Below are 19,830 nucleotides of genomic sequence, written 5' to 3' on the forward strand. Positions count from 1 at the left end.
AGGCTAACGCCGCCGGAGGGACCTTAAGGCACCGCGATCACCCTGAAGACACGCTTCCGCACACTTGCCCGGGGGTGCTCGGGCGAGCGGGGGGTATGCGGACCGGTGAGAAACACCACATCGGACGAAGTGAGGTGAGGTCGTTGGCGGTCAAGGCAGTGGGCTGGGCAGGCTCGTTTCCGGTTTCGCAGGGGGTACGGGCGGCACGGCTGTGGACCGCCGGGCACCTGACGTCCCTGGGCTGGGACAACTGGGCTCCGGACACGGCGCATTCCGTGCTGCTCAGCGTCTCGGAGCTCGTGACGAACGCCCATGTGCACGCGGCGGGCACCGCGCACCTGGTGCTGACGTGGGACGGCACGTGCCTGCATGTCAGCGTCTCCGACTCCGACCCTCAGCTGCCCGCCCCGCGGCCGGCCGACGCGACGGCCGATGCCGGTGCCACGTCCGGCCGGGGGCTGGGAATCGTCACCACACTGGCCGACTCCTGGGACGTGCACGCCTGCCACGGCGGCAAGGCGATCACGGCGTGCTTCCGCCCCCGCGGCGGACCCGACCCCCACGCCGGCGGACCGGACTTCCGCACCGGCTGACCGGCCGTCCGGGCCTCGCCGGTCGTCACCCGGCGAGGGCGTCTTCGACACCCGGGTACAGGCTGAGGATGGTGTCCGCGCCCGTAAGGGCGAAGAGGCGGCGCAGCTGCTCGCCCGGGGCGGCGATGCGCAGCGAGGTGAGCTGGTGCATCCGCAGCAGCAGGTTCAGGAACGACGAGTCGCCGAAGGTGATGCAGCGGGCGTCCAGCACCACCATCCGGTGCCCGTCCGCCGCCGAGACGAGCGCCTCCTCGAGCGGCCCCAGGGTGTCCTGGTCGAGCTCCCCGCGGGCGGCCACCACCCATCCCGCCCCGTCCCCGGCCGGGTAGCTCTCGCCGACCACGCCATCGTGGTACGCGTCCTGTGCTCCGGTCATGTCCGCCTCCCCGGATCGTCACACCTGTACGGCTTCCGCAAGGGAGTATGCCTGTTCATGGACCCGTCGAGAGCCCCCGGGACCATGCGCGGCGCCGCCTGCCCGGTGGAACGGGAAAAAAGAATCTGGATCAGGCTGTGTAAGACCGCGAAGTGCGGGCAGAAGCGGCCGAGCAGCAATCAGTCAATCGGGAGGGGAACGGCCCTATGTCTCGCTCGGCCACCGCCGTAAGCCACATGCCTGCGACAGAGACGCAGGTCACGCCCGCTCCGGTCGCCGACGCAGGGGCACCGACGCAGGACGTGGACCTGGTCCAGGTGGACAACGCCCGGGAAATGGCGCCCGCCGACGCACGCGAGCTGTCGAAGGTCTTCTTCGAGAGGCTCCGCACGCTGGAAGAGGGCACGCCCGAGTACCAGTACGCCCGCAACACCCTGATCGAGATGAACCTCTCCCTCGTGCAGTTCGCCGCGCGCCGTTTCCGCGCCCGCGCACTGGGCGGGAGCCTCGACATGGACGACATCATCCAGGTGGGGACCATCGGCCTGATCAAGGCCATCGACCGGTACGACCTCGAGCGCGAGGTCGAGTTCTCCACGCTGGCCCTGCCGTACATCACCGGAGAGATCAAGCGCTTCTTCCGCGACACCACCTGGGCCGTGCACGTCCCCCGCCGCCTGCAGGAGCTGCGGACCGAGCTCGCCAAGGCGCAGGAGGCCCTGACCGACGTCCTGGGCCGGGCCCCGACGGTCAAGGAGGTCGCCCAGCACCTCGAACTGACCGAGGAGCAGGTCATCGACGGGCTGGTCGCCGCGAACGGCTATACGAGCGGCTCCCTGGACACCACCGGCGCCGAGGGCGACGAGCCGTCGCCGGCGGGCCGGACGGCGCGGCCGCTGGCGGACCGGCTCGGCGAGGTCGATCCCGCCATGGAGCTCTTCGAGGACTTCCACACCCTCGCGCCGCTGCTGGAGCAGCTGGGTGAGCGGGACCGCCTGATCCTGCAGATGCGTTTCGGCGAGGAGAAGACCCAGGCGGAGATCGGCGCCGAGCTCGGCATCTCGCAGATGCAGGTCTCGCGCCTGCTGTCCCGGACCCTGACCCGGCTGCGCGCCGGCATGCTCTCGGCGTAGGTTGAGCACATGCCATCCCCCGACCGGTCCGCCCCGCCCGACGGCGCCCAGACGCTCTTCGACGCCGTGGCGTGGGCGGACGCGGTCGTCCGGTGTGCCCCCTCGGTGGCGGGCACGGACGCGGACACGACGACGACGCTGACCGCGCAGCCGCTGCGCGACCGTCCCGGCGCCCTCCTGAGCGGCAGCTGCGACCTGGACACCCGGCCTATCCTGTGTGCGGCGCTCGGCGTCGTCACCCGGATCCCGGGGCCGGTGGTCCACCTCGATCTCTCCGAGGTGGCCTTCCTCGACACGGGGGCGGTCGCCGCCCTGCTGCAGGCGGCCACTACCGTGACCGGACAGGGGCGCCGCCTGCTGCTCCACCACCCCCCGTACTCGCTCCGCAAGATCGTGGCGATGTTCCCGGACGAATGTGCCGCGCTGGAGGTCGCAGCATGATGAACCTTCCTGCGCCCACCGACCCTGGGGCCTTCGTCCACCCCGCCCTCTTCTACCAGGGTCAGGCGGAGTACCTGGCAGGGGTGGGGGGTTTCGTACGGGCTGCCCTCGCGGCCGACGAGCCGGTGCTCGTGGCCGTGCCCGGAACGCGGCTGGACGTCTTGCGCGAGAGCGTCGGCGCGGGCGCGGACGAGGTCACCTGGACGGACATGACGCAGCTGGGCCGCAACCCCGGCCGTATCCTGGCCGCCCTGCAGGATTTCGCCGACCGGCACGCCGGCCGGGCCGCCCGGATCGTGGGCGAGCCCATCTGGCCCGGCCGCTCGCAGGCCGAGGTGCTGGAGGCCACGCGCCACGAGGCTCTGATCAACACGGCCTTCGCGGGGCGGCAGGCCACCATCCTGTGCCCGTACGACGTAGTGGGCCTGCCGCCCGCGGTGGTGTCCGATGCCCGGCGTACCCATCCCACACTGATCGAGAAGGGCGTGGACCTGCTCAGCACGGACTACGCCGACGCCCCGTCGGTCAGCGCCGACTGCGATCACCCCCTGCCCGAGCCCGACGGGGACGCGCCCTGGCTCGAGTACACCCACGGGGGCCTGGGCGAGGTGCGCGACCACGCCGAGGCCTGGGCCCGCGGCACCGCCCTGAGTGCCGCGCGGCAGGGCGACCTGATCCTCGCGCTCAGCGAGGCCGCCGCCAACTCCCTGGCCCACGGCGGTGGGCGGGGTGCGCTGCGGCTGTGGAGGACCGGTACCGGCATCGTGGCCGAGATCCGCGACGGCGGCCGCCTGGCCGATCCGCTTGCGGGTCGCCGCCGCCCTTCCCTGGCCTCGGTCAACGGCGGCCGCGGCTTGTGGATGATCCACCAGCTGTGCGACCTGGTCGAGGTCCGGGCCTCGGACAGCGGCCTCATTCTGAGACTGCACATGGCAGCCTCCTGAGGCGGGAGCTCCCCTAGACTGTCGGCACGCTCGGTGTCCGGGTCCGGGGGGTACGGACGGATCCAGGACATCGATCATGAAGAGGCCTGGGGGGACCACAGGGGTCCCCGCGATCACAGACCAGTGCCAACGGTGGGGGTGAGAGTTCTCAGTGGAAACCATCGGAGCGGAAGCCGGCGATTCGCTGCGCACCGGACCTTCCGTGGTGGGGCAGCGCCGTCGGCTCGCCCTGTCCGGCGTCCGGGGCCACGTGGCGAAGGGCCGCGATTTCACCCGTGAGGCCTTGCGGGACTGGGGCTGGGACGGTGAGGCGACCGCCGATGACGTGCTGCTCCTCGTGTCGGAGCTGCTGACCAACGCCTCGCTGCACGCGGGTGGCTGCATCGAGCTCGCGCTCACGTCCGGCGAGGCCCTGCGGATCGAGGTCTACGACGGCACGACGACGCTGCCCCGTCCGCACCCGAACCCGCAGCGGGGCCTGCCGGGCGGCCACGGGCTGTACATCGTGGCCCGTCTCTCGGACCGCTGGGGCACTGTCACCAGTGAGAACGGCAAGGCCGTCTGGGCCGAGATCGAGGCGTCCCGGCTGACCTCGGGCAGGTCCACGGGCATGTGACCCGGCGACCCCCCGTTCACGGGCACGTGACCCGGCCGGGCCCGCCCCGCCCCACACCGCGATCGTGCGAACCGGCCGGCTCGCGCCCCCCGCCCCCGCAGCCGGCCCGCGCCCCTCGTCCCCGTACGGGAGCGTGATTGCGGCAGACCGGGGCAGGCGCGCAGTATGACTTCCCATCAGCTCACTTCGCTGGCCCTGACCCCGGCACCCGGCCCGGTCTGGGTCCACCTGGCCGTCATCGCCTTCGCCCTCCTCGTCCTGGTCCACACCCTGGCCCGGCACCGGTAGGACTCCCCCGCCGCGGAACTCACGGCCGCCGCCGGCCGGGCGTTCAGCGGTTCAGCAGGCGGGTCCAGTCCTGGGGCACCCGGTCCGCCGGTCCCGGCGCGGGCTGGTCCGCGGGGTGGCCGCCCGGTGGTGTCAGCTCGGGCCCGGACTCGTACAGCTTGCCGCTGTCGTAGTCCCAGAACCACTCCTCGCCCGGTTCGAAGCTTTGTACCAGGGGATGTCCGGTCGACTTCCAGTGGGCGGTGGCGTGCTGGGCGGGCGACGAGTCGCAGCAGCCGATGTGGCCGCACTGGGCGCAGCGGCGCAGGTGGAACCACCAGCCGCCCACCGCGTCGCAGTCGCCGCAGCCGGGGCCGCTGGGCGCGGCGCCCGGATCGATTCCCTTGATGTCGGTCATACGGGCTCCTCGGCGATCTCGGTCGCGGTATCGGGTTCGGTGTCGGTCCGGGTGCCTGCCTCGGTCCCGGGTTCCGGGGCGGTCAGCGGCAGCAGCACCTGGAAACGGGTGTCGCCCGGTGCGGACTCGACCTGGAGGCTTCCGTGGTGCTTGTTGACGACGATCCGCCAGGAGATGTCCAGGCCGAGGCCCGTGCCCTCGCCGACCGGCTTCGTGGTGAAGAACGGATCGAAGATGCGGCTGCGGATGTCCGCCGGGATGCCGGGCCCGGTGTCCCGGAACTCCACCAGCAGCCGGTCCCCCTCCCGTGCCGTGCGCACCGTCAGCGTGCCGTCGCGTCCGGTGCTCCCGATCGCGAAGACGGCGTTGTCGATGAGGTTGGTCCACACCTGGTTGAGCTCCGCCGGGTAGGCGGGCACGTCCGGCACGGAGCGGTCGTACTCCTTCACGACCCGGACCCGGGGGCCGATCTTGCCGGACAGCATCAGCAGGGTGCTGTCGAGGAGTTCGTGGACGTCGACGACCCGGTGCGGGGCGCGGTCGAGCTGTGAGTACTGCTTGGCGGCGTCCACGAGGTGGGAGATGCGGGTGGTGGAGTCTTCGATCTCGTCCATCAGCAGCTCGGTCTCGACCGTGTAGTTGAGCCAGCCGATCGCCCCCGGGAGGATGTCCTCGGCCACGGCCGCCGCGACCTGCTCCAGCCAGTCGCTGTCCAGCCCGGCCTGTACGAAGGTCGGTGCGATCCGCCAGCCTTCCGCGATGCCGTGGTCCTCGAGCCAGTCCGCGAGCTCGTCCTCCCGGTCGGACGCCTCCAGGGGGCTGAGCGACGGGGCCTTCGCGACGCGTTCGGCGGTGCGCTCCTGGATCTCGATGAGGTCGGCGAGCGTCTCGCGGGAGTAGGGGCCGTGCGCGATGACGCCGAGCTTGTGCCGCATCTTGCCCACTCGTTCGCGCAGCGCCGCGGTGGCCCGGACGGCAGCCGCGGCCGGGTTGTTGAGCTCGTGGGTGAGCCCTGCGGACAGCGATCCGAGCGCCAGCAGGCGTTCGCGCTGCCCGATGGCCCGCTGGGTGTTCTTCGCGCCGAAGAAGAGTCCCTCCAGCAGGTGCGCGGCCATCGGGAACCAGTCCCGCATGAAGCCCGCGAAGGACTGGGCGGGCAGCACGAAGAACCGCGTCGGCTCGGTCACCCGCATCGAGTTGGTGTACGTCTGGGGCACCCGGTCGCCCAGGTAGGCCTGCATGGCTCCCGCGTACACCCCGCGCTGCGAGGTCCGGCTCACCTCGACGTCGTCGCCGCCCACCCGGCGGGACAGGACGACGGTGCCCTCGATCATCACGTAGAAGCAGGTCGCCGGTTCGCCCTCGGTGTACACCGGACCGGCTTCGAACCGCTCCACGCGGCCTTCGGCGCACAGCTGTCCGAGCTGTTCCGGGGTGAGCTTCTCGAACAGGAACAGCGAGGCGATCTCCTGCGGGCCGCAGGGCATGGCGTGCCCGCTCACGACTGCTCCAGGTACCGGTGGACGAGCATCACGGCCATGGCTCCTTCTCCGACGGCGGACGCGACGCGCTTCGCGGACTCGGCGCGTGCGTCGCCCGCCACGAACACTCCGGGAACGTTGGTCTCCAGGTGGTAGGGCGGCCGGTCCAGCTCCCACTCGGCCGGCGGCCGGCCGTCCGGCGTGAGGTCCGGCCCGGCCAGGATGAAGCCCCGCTCGTCGCGGAGCACCGTGCCGTCCAGCCAGTCGGTCCGGGGGGCCGCTCCGATGAAGACGAACATCCACTGGGCGTCGACGCGTTCGGTCGCGCCGCTGTCCACATCGCGCAGCGTCAGCTGTTCCAGGTGCCCGTCGCCGTGCGCCGCCTCGACGGCCGTCCGGGTCCGCACCGTGATGTTCGGGGCTTCTTCGATCTGCTGGATCAGGTAGTACGACATCGACGCCGCCAGGGACTCCCCGCGGACCAGCAGCGTCACCGAGTTCGCGCCCCGCGCCAGGTACACAGCCGCCTGGCCGGCGGAGTTGGCGCCTCCCACGATGTACACGTCCTGCCCCTGGCAGGCCGACGCCTCGGTGAGGGAGGAGCCGTAGTACACCCCGCAGCCGGTCAGGTCCTCGCAGCCCGGGGCCCGGAGCTGCCGGTACGAGACGCCGGTCGCCAGGATGACGCTGTGCGCGGTGACCGAGGAGCCGTCGGAGAAGCGGACGACGCGCGCCGCGCCGTTGACCTCCAGCCCCGTGACCTCGCGTGCCGTGAGGATCTCGGCGCCGAACCGGCCGGCCTGGCGGCGGGCTCGTTCGGTGAGCTGCGCCCCCGAGACGCCGTCGGGGAAGCCGAGGTAGTTCTCGATGCGGGAGCTCTGCCCGGCCTGCCCGCCGGTGGCCGACCGCTCGACCAGCACCGTCCGCAGCCCTTCCGAGGCCCCGTACACGGCCGCGCCGAGGCCGGCCGGGCCGCCGCCGATCACGACGAGGTCGTAGAACTCGGCGGCCGGGGTCGTCGCGAGCCCGACGTGGGCGGCGAGGTCGGTGGCCTCCGGCTCGATCAGCACGGTGCAGTCCGGGGTGATCACCACGGGCAGCCGCTGTCCGTCGGCCCCGGCGGCGTCGAGCAGCCGCCGTCCCTCGGGCTCGTCGGAGGAGTACCAGCGGTACGGGACCTGGTTGCGGGCCAGGAACTCCCGCACGTGCGAGGAGCGCGCCGACCAGCGGTGCCCGACGACCTTCGTGGCGGGTACCGGCCGGTGGTCGCCGGCGCGCCAGGCCGTGAGCAGGTCGTCGACGACCGGGTAGAGCTTCTCCTCCGGCGGGTCCCACGGCTTGAGCAGGTAGTGGTCGAGGTCGACGACGTTGATCGCGTCGATGGCCGCGTTGGTGTCGGCGTACGCGGTCAGTAGTACGCGGCGGGCGCCCGGGTACACGTTCAGCGCCTGTTCGAGGAACTCGATGCCGTTCATCTGGGGCATGCGGTAGTCGGCCAGGATCACGGCCACCAGATCGCCCCGCAGCTTGAGCTCGCGCAGTGCTTCCAGCGCGGACTCCCCGGACTCTGCGCGCACGATCCGGTACCCGGCGCCATAGCGTCGCCGCAGGTCACGGGCGACGGCACGGGAGACTCCCGGATCGTCGTCCACGGTGAGGATGACGGTCCGCGCGGTGTCGGCGACCTGTGCCATGCGCCTCCCACGAACGGCCCGGACCGGCGGCGCGGCGAGCCGCCCGCGCCGGTTCCCGCCCATCGTACGTTCTGTTCGTCCGGGTTTGCTCAGGGATAGCGGTTTATGGCGGCCGCCAGGGCAGGCCCGTGCCGCGGATAGGCTGATCGCATGACTGTGCTCGCGTACGAAGACTTCGGCACCGGACGCCACCGTGAAGCCTCCCTGATCCGCCACGCCCTCGGCAGCGTCCACGACGAGGAGCTCGTGGCCGGCCTGGCGGGCGGGATCGGCTTCATGTACTTCGTCTTCGAGTACGCGGGCCGGGTGCCGATCGCCACGATCGTGGCGCAGGCCCACCCGGAGCCCTGGGTGCAGGTCGCGCTCGGCCGGCTGGGCGTCCCGTACGAGGCCACGCGCGCGATGAACCCCCGCTGGGGCCGGGTCCGCGCCGCGCTCGACCAGGGGCAGCCCGCCTTCTGCGTGGTCGACCGCTCCTCCCTGCCCTGGCACGAGGCCGACCCGGACGCCGAGATGACCGGCGCCGACCCGTACACCGTCGTCATCGCCGGGTACGACGGCGACGACCTGCTGATCGAGGACGGCGCCGACACCCCGCACCGGATCGACCGCGAGGAGTTCGGGGCCGCCTGGACCGCGCACCGCAAGGGCCGCCACCAGCTGATCGTGCCCACCGGGCCGTCCGAGACGGAGCCGGACGTGGCCGGGGCCGTCGCCGCCACCGTCACGCGCCTGACGGGGCCGGTCCTGGGGAACAAGTTCGACGTGAACTTCGGGTTCACCGGAATGGAGAAGCTCGCCGCGCAGCTGCGCGACAGCACCACCAAGACGGGCTGGGAGCGCCGCTTCGGCGGCTCCCCCGAGGCCTTCCGGGCCGGTACCGGGCGGCTGCACGCCTGCCTGGAGGAGGAATGGACCGCCCCGGGCGCGACCCGGCCGCTGTACGCCGACTTCCTGGACCTCGTCGGGCGCCCGGAGGCCGCCGGCCTCTTCCGGGAGTCCGCCGGGCACTGGTCGGAGCTGGCCGCGCTCGCCCGCGACGCGGACCCCCAGGCCGGGGCCGAGGAGCGGCGCGCGCTGTTCGACGCGTGTGCGCAGCGGGTGGACCGCAGCCTGGAGCTGGAGCGGCAGGCGGTCCTGGCGCTGGGGAAGTAGCCCGGCGCGCCACCGCCGGGCGGTCCGGGCGGCTCCGCTGATCATGGCACCGCGGGGCGGAGCGATGCCCAGCGGGTGCACGGCCGACACGAATGGGGGAAGCTGGGTGAGGCCGCAGCGACGGCGGCCGAAAGTGGCGAGGAAGGTCCCTCCGTGAACATTTCAGCAGCCGACCGACCCGCACGCGCTCCCCGGTACAAGGTGCGGATGACCACCCTGCTGTGCACCGCGGCCGCCCTGACGGCCGCCGTGATCCCGGCCTCCGCGCAGCCCGCCGCGACGGCTCCTGCGCCGAACGCGGCCCCCCTGGATCCCGTGGTGGTCGACTGCTTCTCCGAGGCCCAGACGCGCCCCGAGGAGTACTTGCTGGCCTGCGGCGACGGGAACAACCGCCTGGTCAAGCTCCGCTGGGAGACCTGGGGGCCGAGCACCGCGACGGCCACCGGCACCGACATGGTGAACGACTGCCGCCCCTACTGTGCGGCCGGCCGCTTCCGCGCCTACCCGGTCACGGTGACCCTGAGCCATCCGGAGGCCTGGCCCGAGCACCCCGAGGTCCAGCGCTTCACGATGATCCGGCTCCTCTACACCGACACCGCACCGGTCCCGGTCGCCAAGGACGTCACGTACAAGCTCGTGTACTGACACCAGGTGATCGTCGGCCTCAGCGGCTGCCTCGCCTGACCGGGATGACCGCGTACCGCACGCAACCCGGCGGGCGGAACGGGCGTCTTCGCGGGGGGACGGCGCGTACGGGGCGCGCCGGTACGCGGGAGGCGTGGGAGATGTCGGAGCGGGACACGGCTGAGCCGGAAACGACGGGGCTGGAGACGGCGAAGCGGCCGGACGAGGTCGGCTCCGCGGACAGCATGCCGGCCCTGGCGCTGCTGGTGCCCGCCTTCCTGTTGCTGCGCTTTCTCGGGGAGCACGCCTGGGCGTACTGGACGGCCGCGGTGCTCGGCGTTCTCGGGCTGCTTGCCGCCGGTTTCGGCATCGCCTCCGCGGTCGGCAGCCTGCGACGCGGGCACCGCAAGCTGCTCGCCGGGTACACCATCGTCCTGCTGCTGGCCGCAGGCTTCGTGCTGGTGGTCCGGCTCATCGAGACCTGACGCCCCGGCGGGGCGGGGTCAGCGCGACGGCACCGGCGGGCGCGGAAACCCGCTGGGCGCCGAACTCACGCTGCCGGTAGGGTCTGGCCTCCCGCCCGGCCGTACCGCCGGCAGCGGGTTCCCACGTTCAGAGAGCGATGCACATGACCAGCCGGCAAGCGACGACGACCCTGTGGCGCCCCACCGGCCCCAAGGAGCTGGACCTGGTCCGCGAGCTGAACTGGCGTGCGTGGCCGCCTCGGCTCCCCGAGCAGCCGATCTTCTACCCGGTCCTCAACGAGGACTACGCGATCATGATCGCGCGGGACTGGAACGTGAAGCACGACGGCGCCGGCTTCGTCACCCGGTTCGAGGTCGCGTCGGAGTTCCTGAGCCGGTATCCCGTCCAGCAGGCCGGCGGGCGGGCGATCCTCGAGCTCTGGGTGCCGGCCGAGGAGCTGGACGACTTCAACGCCCACATCGTGGGCGAGATCCAGGTGGTCCACGAGTTCCGCTGAAGCGGGCGTGGGCGGGCCCGCCGGCGTGCAGGCGGGAGGTCAGTCGCGGGGCTGGGCCCGACCCGCGCCGGGCGGGGCGGCGGCCTGTTCCAGGACCTCCAGGACGGTGTCCCTGAAGAGGGTGGCCTTGTAGGCGGTCTGCGGGAGGGGGCGGCAGCGGGCCAGGACCGTCGCGGCCGCTTCGGCGAGGAGGCCGGGGGTGGGCTCGCGGCCGATCAGGGCGGCCTCCACCTCCGGCAGCCGGAGCGGGACCCGCCCCACCGCGCCCGCCGCGACGGCGGCGTGCGTGATGGTGGCACCGTCGAACGCGAGCCGGGCGGTGGCCTCGACCACCGGGCCTCGCGCTCGCCTTCACGCTCTTTGATATCCCGCCGCGGGAGCCGGCGCAGTTCGGCGCGCGCCCGAGCGGGGCGTCACTTTGCGCGAAAGGCCCTGGTCTGTGACTCCGCCCACCCTCCCTTGACCCGGGAAGGAAGGGATACCTAAGTTCGATGTCATGGCCCCCCACGACCCCCTCCACGCCCCGGACGAGCCCGGCGCCTCCGGCGCTTCCGACTCCTCCGGCGCTTCCGGCGCTTCCGGCGACGCGGCCGCGCTGGTCGACTTCGCGGTGGACCTCACCTCGCAGGAGGTGCTGCGGCGCGCCCAGGTGATGGAAGCCCTCGGCCCCGACTGGGATCCGGTCGAGGTGCTGCTCGGCGAGGAGGCGGCGTACGACCTGCTGTACTCCGGACTCGACGCGCGGCAGCAGCGCCTGTACGACGACCTGGTCGCGGCCGGCGTGCTGCCCGCGAGGGGAGACGGCCGTGCTGCCGCTTGACCCGCAGGCCGATCCCGGGCGCCGCGCCTGGGTGGCCTGCCCGAAGTGCGCGGACGCCCAGGGCTGTGAGCCCTGCGAGGAGCGGCGGACCTGCTCCACCCACTGGCGCTACCTGCTCACCAACACCGGCAGCCTGCTGCACCTCCAGTGCCCGGCGTGCACGCACGTCTGGGTGCACGAGAGCGGCTTCGGAGCCACCCGCTCCGTGTGGAACCGCATCGTCGGGGCCCTGCCCCGCCTCTGAGCCGGAAACCGGCGGCGATCAGCGGCCTCGAAGTCACGGGGGCATGGTGCCGGTCGCGGTGACGCCCGCCGCGACCAGCCCGGGCCGGGTCAGCCCTGCGCCCAGGCGCGCAGCAGCGCCTCCCGTTCGCGCGGCTTGGGAGTGCCCTCCAAGCCGTGTGCACGGCCCCACGCCTCGACGACCCGCGGGTCCGCGGTGCCCGCCACGAAGCGGGCAAGGAGGTCCTGCGAGAGCGCCGCCTCCTCGGCTCCGTACCCTCCGGCCGCCGCCGAGTACACCTTCAGCTCCTGCGGCCCGTACTCCGTCCCGAGCCGCAGCGTCATCTCCGGCGGCCCCTCACCGAGGAAGGCGCCGAGCGCGGCCGAGACCATCGACCCGAGGAACTTGGGCGCACGGCCCGCCCGGCCCTCGGCGGGCACGTCCGCCACGACGGCGGAGCGCAGCCCGTCCCACGCCCACGTCCGGGAGCCCTCCGGGTCCCGAGACTCCAGCCCGTCGGCGCTCAGCCGGACGCAGCCCCCGTCCGCGGCCGGCGGCGAACCGACGTACACCGCGTCCGGGGTGACCCAGAACAGTCCGACCATCGCCACAACCGACTCCCGCTCTCGTCTCTTCGGCACCGGCACCGGCACCACGACCCCGGCACTGACTGCCCCGCTCGCCACTGGTACCGCCCGGCCCGACCGGTACGCCGCAGACACGCCGGGGACCGGCCCACCCTGCGACGCCGTTGGTTGCGCCGCGAAACAGTGATATGCGTCACAACGGGTTCCAGGATCACGGAAGCATTACGTCCACTAAGGCTTCCCACAAATGTCGAGATTTGTCCCGCTGGAGCCGACATTCCCCCTGCCCCCCGAAATGGGCCTTTCCGGGAACGGATCGGCTTTCCGCAACACGCCACGTCACAGGCGTTTCTGACGGTGGCCGCCCCCTCGCGGCAGCGCGCCGAACGCGCGGCCAGCACGACTCCGCGCCCATTTCAAGCCCGGTGTGCGGCGCCGCCGGGCGACCCCAGCCCGAAACTTGCCAGGCTCTTACCGGCCTTTTAAGAATGGCGGCCCGCCCGGCGCTCCAGCAGCTCAGGCACAGGACGCTTCGCAGAGACCAAGTGAGGCCAGCATGCAGAAGCACCGCAAGAAGAAGCACTACCGGAAGATATCGATCGCCGCCGTCACCCTGGGCGTCGTGGCCGTACCCACGGCCGCGATCGCGTGTTGGGACACGCAGGAGACGGGCGCGGCGAGGGCCTCCGAGAGGCAGGGCTCCCGCCCCTACTCCCCCGCCGCGCCGTCGCCCACCGTGCCGCCCCAGACCCAGGCGGACCCCGTGGCCGCCCCCGTCGAGGCGCCCCAGCCGACGGAGCAGCAGCCCACGGTGGAACCGCAGCCGGTCGAGCCGCCCGCCGCGACGACGCAGCCGCCGACGCAGCCGCAGCCCGCCGCGCCGGCCCCGGCCAAGCCGAAGCCCCCGGCCGCACCCAAGCAGCCGAGCACACCGCCGACCGTCGCGCCGTCCGGTCCGGCCGCCGAGGTGGTGGCGCTCGTGAACAAGGAGCGCGCCAAGGCCGGCTGCTCGGCGCTGACCGTCAATGCGAAGCTGACGGCCGCCGCGCTGAACCACAGCAAGGACATGGCCGCGCACTCCAACATGTCGCACACCGGATCCGACGGCTCGGACCCGGGCGGGCGCATCACCCGCGCCGGTTACGCCTGGACGACCTACGGCGAGAACGTCGCCTACGGATACAGCACGCCCGCGCAAGTCATGACCGGCTGGATGAACAGCCCCGGCCACCGGCAGAACATCCTCAACTGCGCGTTCAAGGAGATCGGCGTCGGCCTCGCCCAGCCGAACTCCTACTGGACGCAGAGCTTCGGCACCGCCCGCTGACATCGTCGGCCCGGCAGGGGCTTATGTACGCCTTGCTCCGTATGTCACTCTGGCGGAGCGGAGCGGGGTCACCTCGCCGCCGCACGACTCCCTCACCGGCCGACCGAGCGACACGGAACCCGTCCATGCCCCTGCCGTACCCGCACCGAGCGACCGCCGCCGTCCTGGCCGCCGCCGCGACCGCCCTGCTGGCAGCCTGCGCACCCGAGGCCGCCGCCGGTCCGGCGAGCCCGGTGCGGGCGACGGTGGCGGCCCCGGCCGCGGCCTCGACCCCCGCCGCCCCTGCCGCGGCCTCCCCGTCGGCCACGGCCGTGCGGGAGCCGTCCCCGGCCCCCACCGCGCAGCCCCGGGCCTCCACGCTGTCCATACCCTCCGCGGGCGTCACCGGACTGCGCGTGATCCCGTACGAGGGCACCACGGACGACGTGCCGGGCACCCGCATCCAGGATCGCGGCGTGGCCGCCAGCCCCTACGGGAAGGGGGGCGGGGTAGGACCCGGGCAGGTCGGGAACTTCCTGGTCACCGCGCACCGCCTGTCCGCGGGCGGACCGCTGCGCGATCTGCCCGCCGTGAAGAAGGGCGACGAGGTGCTCGTCGCCGTGGACGGCGTGGTGCACACCTACGAGATAGTGGCGACCCGCGAGACGTCCTTCCGGTCCGAGCGCTCGCTGAGCGAGCAGCGCGCCGCGGTGCCCGGCCGGCCCGGGGCGAAACCCACCCAGGCCATGATCACCCTGTCGACCTGCGCCACCCCGGAGGACCACGCCGAGGGGAACTACTGGAGCGACGCCCAGGGCAACCCCGAGCACCGCATCGACAAGATAGGCGTCCTCCGCAAGACCACCGCCGCCACCCCCGCGCCGACGCCCGCCGGCTGAGCCGGCCGGAACCCGCATGCCGTGATGGCTCGCACCCAGGCCCGGGGTCGAAGCAGAGCGCGCGCAGGGCCGCGTCGATCCGGCCGCCTGGACGAGGGTGCGCCGCGCGGGCCGTCCGCGCCGGTGCATGGGCCTCTCAGCGGTGGGCACCCGCGCTTCGAGACGTCCTGACGGACGACCGCCCCGCCCGGAGCGGGGCCGCCGACGCAACGGAAGGGATTCGCGCATGTCGCACGTCGAGGAGTATGTCGAGGTCAACGTCCCCGTACGCACGGCCTACAACCAGTGGACGCAGTTCGAGGAGTTCCCCGCCTTCATGGAGGGGGTCGAACGCATAGAACAGCGCACGGACATCCTCACCCACTGGGTGACGAACGTGAACGGTGTGCAGCGCGAGTTCGACGCCCAGATCACCGAGCAGCTCCCTGACCGGCGCGTCGCGTGGATGACGGTGGACGGGGAGGCCCGCCAGGCCGGGCTCGTCACTTTCCAGCCGATCGACGCGACCACCACCAAGGTCGTCCTGCACATGAACTGGGCACCCGACGGCCTGGCCGAAACGGCCGCCGACAAGCTCGGATTCGTCAAGCGCCAGGTCACGGGCGACCTGAAGCGGTTCAAGCTCTTCATCGAATCGCGCGGGGTCGAGACGGGCGCCTGGCGGGGCACGGTCTGATCCCCGCGAACGGCGCGGCCGCGGGCAGGAGCGGGCGCGCCGCAGGCGGACCTCAGGGGCGCGGACAGGACAGGACGAGGCGCCCCGGAGCAGGACCGGGCCGGTCTTCAAGTCGATAACCCGCCGAACGGAAGCGGGAATCCTTGGGTATCTCGGCCAAGTTGCGCGTACGCCCCTCCACGCCCCCCGCAGTGACGTTCCATCACCCCTGAACGGGGGCACCCGCGTGGTGCTGTTGGGTTCGTCTACCGAGGAGAGCGCACGATGACGAAGGTCCTCGTCCTGCACAACGTCAGCCTGGTCAGGTCGGCACTCGCCGCCCTGCTGAGATCCGAGGGGCCCTTCGAGGTCACCACCGCGGGCTGGCGGACCGCGGCGCGCCAGTCCCAGTCCTTACGACCGGACGTCACGGTCGTCGACCTCGACTGTCCGGGTACGACGGCCGTTTTGGCCGACGGCCGGCGCGGGGACCGGCAGGTCCTCGCGTCCCCGTCCTCCGTCCTGATGCTCGCCTCGACCGGCGCGCCCGGCTCCCTGCACCGGGCCTTCCAGGCCGAGGCCCGCGGCTACGTCGACAAGGACGGCTCGCCCGGGCGCCTCGTACGGGCCGTCCGCAAGGTCGCCGCGGGAGAGCGGTTCATCGACGCCTCACTGGCCTCCGCCTTCATGGCGGCCGACCCCGTACCGCTGAGCCCGCGCGAGGTCAGCGTGCTGGCCCGGGCCGCGGAGGGCGATTCCATCGCCGAGATCGCCCGCGCCCTGCACCTGGCCAGCGGAACCGTGCGCAACTACATGGCCGCGGCGACCCGCAAGACCGGTGCGCGCAACCTCATCGACGCGATCCGGATATCCCGGCGGGAGGGCTGGGTCTGATCCGTCGCGGACGGGGCGAGGACCGCGTCATTCGTCCGCGGTCCCGTTCCACTCCCCCACAAGATCGCGGTACAGGGCCGACCTGGCCGGGAGTTCCGCATGCGTACCGCACACGGCGCGGGTCCCGTCGAGGACGAGGACCCGGTCGGCGCGCGCCGCGGACGACACCCGGTGGGCCACGACGACGAGGGTGCCGGGACGTTCGGCGAGGACCCGTTCGACACGCTCCTCGGTACGCGGGTCCAGGTGGCAGGTGGCCTCGTCGAGCAGCAGCAGCGGAGCCGGCGAGAGGTAGGCGGCGGCGAGTGCGAGGTGCTGGCTCTCGCCCCGGGACAGCTGCCGGGGGGACACCTCGCCGTCCAGGCCGCCCAGCCGCTCGACCAGGTCTTCCAGCCCCAGGGCGGTGATGGCACGCCCCAGCCGGTCGTCCCCGGGTGCGGGAGCACCGACCGGCGGCGGGGACAGGTGGGTCAGGTTCTCCCGCACGGTGCCGGTGAACACGTAGGCCTGCTGCGGCAGCAGGGTCCGCCGCGGGTCCGGTCCGGTGGCACCCGGTTCCCGGCGGGCGGGCGCACCGGCGAGCAGGACCGTCCCGGCGTCGGGGGGCAGCATCCCCGCGAGCAGCGCGGTGAGCGTGGACTTGCCGATGCCGCTCGGCCCGACCACGGCCAGGTGCTCGCCCGGCCGCACCACCAGGTCGAGTCCGTCGAGCACGGGGGCCGCGCCGGGGCCGTAGGCGAAGGTGACGCCCCGGAGCTCGGCCGCGGCGCCGGTCCGCGGACCAGCGTGGAGCCCGGCCCCGGCGGCGGTCTGCCCGTCGGCGTGGCCGGACGGGTGCGATGTCTTCGGGCGGGGGCCGTCCGGGGCCGGCGGCACCGGATCGCAGAAGCGTTCGAGGACCACCAGCAGTCGAGTTCCGGCCGAACCTAGCGCTGTCATCAGCGAGTTGAGGGCGGGCAGCAAGGCCGTGACCACGTACGTGAGCCCGCCGGCCAGCGTTCCGGCGGTGACCCCGTGCGCGAGCAGCCAGGGTGTCGCGGCGAGCAGGGCGACCACCGGAAGCCGGCCCGCCGTCCCCAGGGCCAAGGTGCGCAGGGCCGCCCAGCGCCCGAGCCTGCGCGCCAGCCGCTCCTGGGCCGCGATCAGGGGTTCCACCCGGGCTTGCGCCGCATCCTGCCCTCCGCAGGCCGCGATGTCGCGCAGCCCCTCCCCCAGCTCCCCGACCCGGTCCGCGAGCGCCTCGTCGGTGTCCAGGGACAGGCGTTGCACGCAGGCCATGGGGCGGAGCGTGGCCAGGAAGGCGGCCACGCCCAGCAGCAGCGGAGGCAGCACGATCAGCAACAGCACGGGCGCCAGGGCTGCCATGCCCGCGAAGGCGCCGACAGCGGTGAAGACGAACGACCGGGTCGTCAGGACCAGCCCCGCGAAGGAGTCCCGGGCCATTTCCGTCTGCTGCGTGAGCCGGGACACGGCGCCGGCGTCGGGTGCGCGGGCCGGATCGGCGAGGGCCCGGTCCAGTGCTTGCCGTACCGCCCGCCGCACCAGGCCGTCGCGCAGCGGCTCCACGAGGTCGGCGAGTCCGGCGAACACACCGCGCAGGGCGAATCCGCCGAGCAGTGCGCCGGCGCCGGCCGCGGCCAGCCAGGCGAGACCGGTGGCGGTGCGGCCCGCGAGGAAGCCGTCGTCGAGGGCGCGGGCCACGCCGTAGCCCCCGAGGAAGGTGTGCGCGGACTCGAGCAGCGACCATGCCGCCAGCCTTCCCGCGGCGCCCTTGCGGCCGCGCAGGAACCGGCGGCCCTCGGGAGCCACTCGCCGCCAGGTCTCGCCCTCGGTCACCGTCCCCTCCCGCGTCACGGCGCCGCCTCCCTTGCCGTCCCGGGTCACCGCGCCGCCTCCCTCGTCGCCTCCGGCACCGCTGCGCCTTCGGCCCCCGCCTCCGCGTCCGCGGCGAACACCGCCCGGTAGCCGGGGTCGCGCTGCCACAGCTCGTCATGCGTGCCCGACGCCCGCACCCGCCCGTCCTCGAGCCATACGACGAGGTCGGCGCGGACGGCGGAGGAAAGGCGGTGCGCGACCACGATCCGGGTGCCGGGCCGGATCTCGTGGGCGAGCGCCCGCTCGACCTGCCGGGCCGTGACGGTGTCGAGGCTGGAGGTGGCGTCGTCCAGCACGAGCAGCCGACCCGCTCGGAGGAACGCCCTGGCCAGTCCGAGCCGTTGGACCTCGCCCCCGGACATCGGAGCGTCGGCCAGGCGCGTGCCGTACCCGTGGGGCAGCCGCCGCACGAACAGGTCGGCGCCCGCGGCCCGGGCCGCGGCGCGGACGGCTTCCGGGCCGGGGCCGGCGGGGCCCGTACCGGCGCCGGCGCCCGCGTCCGCGCCGAACGCGATCGCGTCCCCGACCGTGTCCCCGAGCAGCACGGGCCGGTCGAAGGCGTACCCCACCTCGCGGCGCAGCGCTTCGGCGGTCACCTCCCGCAGGGGCACGCCGTCCAGCAGGACCTGGCCGGCGTCGGGATCGGTGAGCCGGCCGGCGACGGCCGCGAACAGTGTCTTGCCGGCGCCGGACCGGCCCACCACCGCCACGGTGCTGCCGCCGGGGATCAGCAGGCTGATGTCGTGCAGGACCGTCGATCCCTCGCGCACCACCCGGACGTCGCGCAGTTCCAGGGCGCCCGGGCCATCTGCCGGCAGCTCCTTCCGGCCGTGGCCGAACACGGGCAGGGCCAGCAGCGCGGTGGTCCGCCGGGCGGCGGCCCGGCCGCGGACCACGGCGGCCAGCCCGCCGGTCACGGCCCCGATTCCGGCCGCGAGGCCCGCGTACCGTACGGCGGCGAGCAGTTCGCCGATCCCGATGGCCCCGGCCGACAGGCGGATGCCGCCGACCGCGAGGACCGCGTACAGGAGCATCGGCATGAGGGCCGCGGACCGGGCCGTCGTGCCGCCGTAGACCTGCCACATGCGCCTGCCTTCGGTGCCGAGCTCCGGCAACTGGGCGAGGATCCTGGCGCGTTCGCGGTCGGCGCTGCCCGCGGCGGCGATGGTGCGCGCCCCGGCCAGGGCTTCGAGGAGGCGCCCGGCGGTCGCGAGCTGCACCTGCTGGTAGCGGGCGACGCTGTTGAGGGTGTCGCGGGCGAAGGCCCGCAGCAGCAGTACGAGGAGGGGAACGCCCACGAGGAAGGCGAGGGCCGTCCACAGGTCGATGAGGAAGAGCGCGACCACCGCGCCGATCGGCGGGAGCAGGGCGGCGACGGCGTGCGCGGCGGCGGCCGGGACCCTGCCGGCCTCGGTGGCGTGTGCGGTCAGCCGCGCCGCGGTCTCCCCGGACGCGTGGCGGGCCGCGTGGTGCGGGGCGGTCCGCAGCAGCCGGGCGAGCCCGAGCCTGCGCAGTCGGGCGGTGGTACGGCCGTCGACCTCGCCGGTCAGCCGTGCGGCGGCTGCGTCCAGGGCCACTTCGGCCGCGATGACCGCGGCGCACAGCAGCGTCCAGGCGGGGCCGGACGGGGATCCGCTGAGCAGGAGGTCGAGGGTGTGGCCGAGGACGGCCGGTTCGGCGAGGGCTGCCGCGGCGGCCGCCACCGTGCATCCGAGTACGGCGGCCGTGCGCCCGCCGCTGTGCCGGGCAGCTGCCACGAGCGCGCGGTCGGCGCCCCGTTCCAGGGCCTGCGTCTCGGCTCCGTCGACCGCCGCTTCGGTGGGCCTCATCGGCGGATGCCTCCCGTG

The 19,830-nt window shown here is 73.4% G+C and carries 24 protein-coding genes; 16 read left to right on the forward strand and 8 right to left on the reverse strand.

The genetic code is table 11. From position 1 onward, the window contains the following. The first annotated feature begins 95 nt into the window (after positions 1–95). Positions 96–593: an ATP-binding protein gene (locus tag BGK67_RS04170; RefSeq protein WP_069918619.1), complete on the forward strand. Its 498-nt coding sequence runs from the start codon at positions 96–98 to the stop codon at positions 591–593. Positions 594–618: 25 nt separating this feature from the next. Here BGK67_RS04170 and BGK67_RS04175 read toward each other — a convergent pair whose 3' ends face one another. Continuing rightward, positions 619–969, reverse strand: coding sequence for an STAS domain-containing protein (locus BGK67_RS04175; protein ID WP_069918620.1), 351 nt, complete (start codon positions 967–969; stop codon positions 619–621). A gap of 236 nt (positions 970–1,205) precedes the next feature. Between BGK67_RS04175 and BGK67_RS04180 the strand changes: the two genes are divergently transcribed. The 5 genes from BGK67_RS04180 (at position 1,206) to BGK67_RS40685 (ending at position 4,391) form a co-directional block, all read left to right on the forward strand. After that, complete coding sequence (locus tag BGK67_RS04180) at positions 1,206–2,102, forward strand: SigB/SigF/SigG family RNA polymerase sigma factor (RefSeq protein ID WP_069923615.1); 897 nt, start codon at positions 1,206–1,208, stop codon at positions 2,100–2,102. 9 nt (positions 2,103–2,111) lie between these two features. After that, entirely contained in the window at positions 2,112–2,543 is a 432-nt protein-coding gene (locus BGK67_RS04185; protein WP_069918621.1) for an STAS domain-containing protein, read from the forward strand. Further along, the gene (locus BGK67_RS04190; protein WP_107488766.1) at positions 2,540–3,487 is read left to right on the forward strand and encodes a sensor histidine kinase; all 948 of its coding nucleotides are present in this window, start codon (positions 2,540–2,542) and stop codon (positions 3,485–3,487) included. The genes BGK67_RS04185 and BGK67_RS04190 overlap by 4 nt, the downstream gene beginning before the upstream one ends. 151 nt (positions 3,488–3,638) lie before the next feature. Then, on the forward strand, positions 3,639–4,103 hold the full coding sequence (locus tag BGK67_RS04195; protein WP_079154002.1) for an ATP-binding protein: 465 nt from the start codon (positions 3,639–3,641) through the stop codon (positions 4,101–4,103). A 165-nt stretch (positions 4,104–4,268) separates the two neighbouring features. Next, entirely contained in the window at positions 4,269–4,391 is a 123-nt protein-coding gene (locus tag BGK67_RS40685; RefSeq protein ID WP_279628656.1) for a hypothetical protein, read from the forward strand. Positions 4,392–4,434: 43 nt separating this feature from the next. Here the strand turns inward: BGK67_RS40685 and BGK67_RS04200 are convergent, their stop codons facing one another. The 3 genes from BGK67_RS04200 to BGK67_RS04210 are packed head-to-tail and all read right to left on the reverse strand — an operon-like array spanning position 4,435 to position 7,963. After that, positions 4,435–4,788 (reverse strand): UBP-type zinc finger domain-containing protein, encoded by a 354-nt coding sequence (locus tag BGK67_RS04200; protein ID WP_069918622.1) that lies wholly within the window; start codon positions 4,786–4,788, stop codon positions 4,435–4,437. Further along, positions 4,785–6,275, reverse strand: a complete 1,491-nt coding sequence (locus BGK67_RS04205) for an ATP-binding protein (protein ID WP_208948779.1) — start codon at positions 6,273–6,275, stop codon at positions 4,785–4,787. Before BGK67_RS04205 ends, BGK67_RS04200 begins: the two co-directional genes overlap by 4 nt. 11 nt (positions 6,276–6,286) lie before the next feature. Further along, positions 6,287–7,963: an NAD(P)/FAD-dependent oxidoreductase gene (locus tag BGK67_RS04210; protein ID WP_069918624.1), complete on the reverse strand. Its 1,677-nt coding sequence runs from the start codon at positions 7,961–7,963 to the stop codon at positions 6,287–6,289. 150 nt (positions 7,964–8,113) lie between these two features. On the opposite strand from BGK67_RS04210, the gene BGK67_RS04215 reads away from it, so the two are divergent. The 4 genes from BGK67_RS04215 (at position 8,114) to BGK67_RS04230 (ending at position 10,724) form a co-directional block, all read left to right on the forward strand. Continuing rightward, the gene (locus BGK67_RS04215; RefSeq protein WP_069918625.1) at positions 8,114–9,118 is read left to right on the forward strand and encodes a BtrH N-terminal domain-containing protein; all 1,005 of its coding nucleotides are present in this window, start codon (positions 8,114–8,116) and stop codon (positions 9,116–9,118) included. A 153-nt stretch (positions 9,119–9,271) separates the two neighbouring features. Continuing rightward, the gene (locus BGK67_RS04220) at positions 9,272–9,763 is read left to right on the forward strand and encodes a hypothetical protein (RefSeq protein ID WP_347878398.1); all 492 of its coding nucleotides are present in this window, start codon (positions 9,272–9,274) and stop codon (positions 9,761–9,763) included. A gap of 140 nt (positions 9,764–9,903) precedes the next feature. Continuing rightward, positions 9,904–10,227: a hypothetical protein gene (locus BGK67_RS04225; protein WP_069918627.1), complete on the forward strand. Its 324-nt coding sequence runs from the start codon at positions 9,904–9,906 to the stop codon at positions 10,225–10,227. Positions 10,228–10,370: 143 nt separating this feature from the next. Continuing rightward, entirely contained in the window at positions 10,371–10,724 is a 354-nt protein-coding gene (locus BGK67_RS04230) for a hypothetical protein (protein ID WP_069918628.1), read from the forward strand. Between the two features lie 39 nt (positions 10,725–10,763). On the opposite strand, the gene BGK67_RS04235 is transcribed toward BGK67_RS04230, so the two are convergent. Further along, positions 10,764–11,057 (reverse strand): hypothetical protein, encoded by a 294-nt coding sequence (locus BGK67_RS04235; protein ID WP_069918629.1) that lies wholly within the window; start codon positions 11,055–11,057, stop codon positions 10,764–10,766. Positions 11,058–11,220: 163 nt separating this feature from the next. Here BGK67_RS04235 and BGK67_RS04240 point away from each other — a divergent pair, with 163 nt between their 5' ends. Together BGK67_RS04240 and BGK67_RS04245 are read left to right on the forward strand one after the other, a co-directional pair. Continuing rightward, positions 11,221–11,544, forward strand: coding sequence for a DUF6400 family protein (locus BGK67_RS04240; RefSeq protein ID WP_069918630.1), 324 nt, complete (start codon positions 11,221–11,223; stop codon positions 11,542–11,544). Continuing rightward, positions 11,531–11,788 carry a hypothetical protein gene (locus tag BGK67_RS04245; protein WP_069918631.1) on the forward strand — a complete coding sequence of 86 codons (258 nt, stop codon included), beginning with the start codon at positions 11,531–11,533 and terminating at the stop codon, positions 11,786–11,788. Before BGK67_RS04240 ends, BGK67_RS04245 begins: the two co-directional genes overlap by 14 nt. 89 nt (positions 11,789–11,877) lie before the next feature. Here BGK67_RS04245 and BGK67_RS04250 read toward each other — a convergent pair whose 3' ends face one another. After that, positions 11,878–12,408, reverse strand: coding sequence for a hypothetical protein (locus BGK67_RS04250; RefSeq protein WP_141754000.1), 531 nt, complete (start codon positions 12,406–12,408; stop codon positions 11,878–11,880). A 502-nt stretch (positions 12,409–12,910) separates the two neighbouring features. Here BGK67_RS04250 and BGK67_RS04255 point away from each other — a divergent pair. The 4 genes from BGK67_RS04255 to BGK67_RS04270 all read left to right on the forward strand — a co-directional run bounded on the left by BGK67_RS04255 (position 12,911) and on the right by BGK67_RS04270 (position 16,108). After that, positions 12,911–13,681 (forward strand): CAP domain-containing protein, encoded by a 771-nt coding sequence (locus BGK67_RS04255; protein WP_069918633.1) that lies wholly within the window; start codon positions 12,911–12,913, stop codon positions 13,679–13,681. A 125-nt stretch (positions 13,682–13,806) separates the two neighbouring features. Further along, entirely contained in the window at positions 13,807–14,559 is a 753-nt protein-coding gene (locus BGK67_RS04260; RefSeq protein WP_079154003.1) for a sortase domain-containing protein, read from the forward strand. Positions 14,560–14,785: 226 nt separating this feature from the next. Beyond that, positions 14,786–15,235 carry an SRPBCC family protein gene (locus tag BGK67_RS04265; protein ID WP_069918634.1) on the forward strand — a complete coding sequence of 150 codons (450 nt, stop codon included), beginning with the start codon at positions 14,786–14,788 and terminating at the stop codon, positions 15,233–15,235. Between the two features lie 264 nt (positions 15,236–15,499). After that, positions 15,500–16,108 (forward strand): response regulator transcription factor, encoded by a 609-nt coding sequence (locus BGK67_RS04270; protein ID WP_069918635.1) that lies wholly within the window; start codon positions 15,500–15,502, stop codon positions 16,106–16,108. Positions 16,109–16,135: 27 nt separating this feature from the next. Here the strand turns inward: BGK67_RS04270 and BGK67_RS04275 are convergent, their stop codons facing one another. Further along, positions 16,136–17,992, reverse strand: coding sequence for an ABC transporter ATP-binding protein (locus tag BGK67_RS04275; protein ID WP_347878399.1), 1,857 nt, complete (start codon positions 17,990–17,992; stop codon positions 16,136–16,138). Beyond that, positions 17,989–19,812, reverse strand: coding sequence for an ATP-binding cassette domain-containing protein (locus BGK67_RS04280; protein WP_069918636.1), 1,824 nt, complete (start codon positions 19,810–19,812; stop codon positions 17,989–17,991). The genes BGK67_RS04275 and BGK67_RS04280 overlap by 4 nt, the downstream gene beginning before the upstream one ends. Positions 19,813–19,830: the final 18 nt, after the last annotated feature.

It is taken from the genome of Streptomyces subrutilus, from assembly GCF_001746425.1.
Lineage (GTDB): Bacteria > Actinomycetota > Actinomycetes > Streptomycetales > Streptomycetaceae > Streptomyces > Streptomyces subrutilus_A.